Source organism: Stenotrophomonas sp. P5_B8 (assembly GCF_054049855.1).
Map to the genome: position 1 here is coordinate 1 of NZ_JBFULO010000555.1, position 2,064 is coordinate 2,064.

The following is a 2,064-nucleotide window of genomic DNA, read 5'->3' on the forward strand; positions in this document are numbered from 1 at the left end:
GGCCTGTTCGGGCTTCGTGTTCGCGTTGAGCGTGGCCGACAAATTCATTCGCTCCGGTGATGCACGGCATGTGCTGGTCATCGGTGCGGAAACCCTGACCCGGATCGTTGACTGGACCGAGCGCACCACCTGCGTGCTGTTCGGCGATGGTGCCGGCGCGGTCGTGCTCAAGGCCGACGAAGAGACCGGCATCCTCAGTACCCACCTGCATTCGGACGGCAGCAAGAAAGAGCTGCTGTGGAATCCGGTCGGTGTGTCGGCCGGTTTCGGCGAGGGCGAAAACGCCCGTGGCGCGATCCTGATGAAGGGCAACGACGTGTTCAAGTACGCCGTCAAGGCGCTGGACTCGGTCGTGGATGAAACCCTGGAAGCCAATGCGCTGACCAAGGACGACCTGGACTGGCTGATTCCGCACCAGGCCAACCTGCGCATCATCGAAGCCACGGCCAAGCGCCTGGAGATGTCGATGGACCAGGTGGTGGTGACGGTGGACAAGCACGGCAACACCTCCTCGGCGTCGGTGCCGATGGCGCTGGACGTGGCGGTTCGCTCCGGTCGCGTCGAGCGCGGCCAGTTGCTGTTGCTGGAAGCGTTCGGCGGTGGCTTCACGTGGGGTTCGGCGCTGCTGCGCTATTGATAGTGCTGGTTACGACAGCGTGACGTTGTCGTTACGGCCCCTTTTGGGGCCGTCTGCATTTCAGGAGATCCGTCATGGTTGAGCCCATCGTCATTGAAGGGCAACGCGCCTGGCTGAAGCAGTACGGCGAAGGAAGCCGCGCAGTCGCCTTGGGCCTGCTCAATTTCGTTGCACACCGTTTCCAGCTGGATGCCTTGCGTCCGCCGCCGCACCGTGGCGGTGACGCGGCCAGGAAGACCGAAGCGCGTCGCCTGGCGGAGCTGTCTGCGCAGGGGGTGAACGTGCCGCACGTGATCGGCAGCGGTCACGCGGCGCTGGTGCTGGAGGACAACGGCAGTTCGTTCAATACCTGCCTGCGGCAGGCCGACGAGACCGGCCGTGACCGGCTGGTGTCGGCGGCGATGCAGGCGATCGCTGCTGCGCATGGCAAGGGCGCGTATTTCGGCCAGCCGTTGCCGCGCAATCTGACTTGGGACGGCACGCGGGTGGGGTTCATCGATTTCGAGGAAGACCCGCTGGAAGTGATGGCGCTGGACCAGGCGCAGGCGCGCGATTGGCTGATGTTCGGCTATGGGGTGGCCAAGTATTACGAGGACCGTCCGCAGCGGCTGCAGCAGCTGATGTCCGAGGCGATGGACGGGGTGCAGGCGCCGGTGCTGGCGCACGCGCACGCGGTCTCCGGGCGGTTGCAGGGTCTGGCGCGGGCGAGCATGAAGCTCGGCCGGTCGGCGCGGTCGCTGGCACACGCGATCCTGATCGTGCACGGGGCCACGACGCTGGGCATGCTGATGCTGGCGGTGATCTGCTTCGACTTCTTCTCCGACGGCGACTTGGACATTCTGCAGTTGCTGGTGTGATCGGGGTTTTCTTTTTCAGGGGCAAGGCTGTGGAGCTGGAGCCGAAGCTCAAGCCGAAGCCGAAGCCGAAGCCGAAGCCGAAGCCGAAGCCGAAGCCGAAGCCGAAGCCGAAGCGTCATTGCTCGTGGTCCCGTGTTCGGGCCGGTGTGGGTGGGTTGGCGGGRCACGCWGCAAGTACGTCCCTGTAAGCTCGCRKGCGCCATCCATGGCGCMCGACGGTCCCGCCARCCCACCCACACCGACCCCCGACAGTGGGTCGGTGCTGGTGGGTGATCAACGGCACTTCGCCTCGGCTTCGCCGAATCTCAGCACGGCAGGCCTGCCCGTCATTTGGGGAGAGGGTAGTGCCGAGCCATGCTCGGCACCTCCAACCCGAAACGAAGGACGCTGCTTCACTCTGGATCTCGCCTGCGCACCGGCCATGACTGCAAGGGCCGGCGTGGGTGGGCGATCAACGGCACTTCGCCTCGGCTTCGCCGAATCTCAGCACGGCAGGCCTGCCCGTCATTTGGGGAGAGGGTAGTGCCGAGCCATGCTCGGCACCTCCAACCCGAAACGAAGGACGCTGCT

General features: G+C 65.4%; 2 protein-coding genes. Both read left to right on the forward strand.

The window, feature by feature from the left end:
- On the forward strand, window positions 1-637 hold a 637-nt coding region (locus ACXJKH_RS19255; protein ID WP_457321781.1), incomplete at its 5' end, for a beta-ketoacyl-ACP synthase III.
- A gap of 74 nt (window positions 638-711) precedes the next feature.
- Window positions 712-1,494, forward strand: coding sequence for a BUD32 family EKC/KEOPS complex subunit (locus ACXJKH_RS19260; RefSeq protein WP_256775669.1), 783 nt, complete (start codon window positions 712-714; stop codon window positions 1,492-1,494).
- The last annotated feature ends 570 nt before the right edge of the window (window positions 1,495-2,064 follow it).

What these genes read in the sequence shown, in the direction of transcription:
- ACXJKH_RS19260 (WP_256775669.1), top strand. Translation starts at nt 712, where the DNA reads ATGGTTGAGCCCATCGTCATTGAAGGGCAACGCGCCTGGCTGAAGCAG.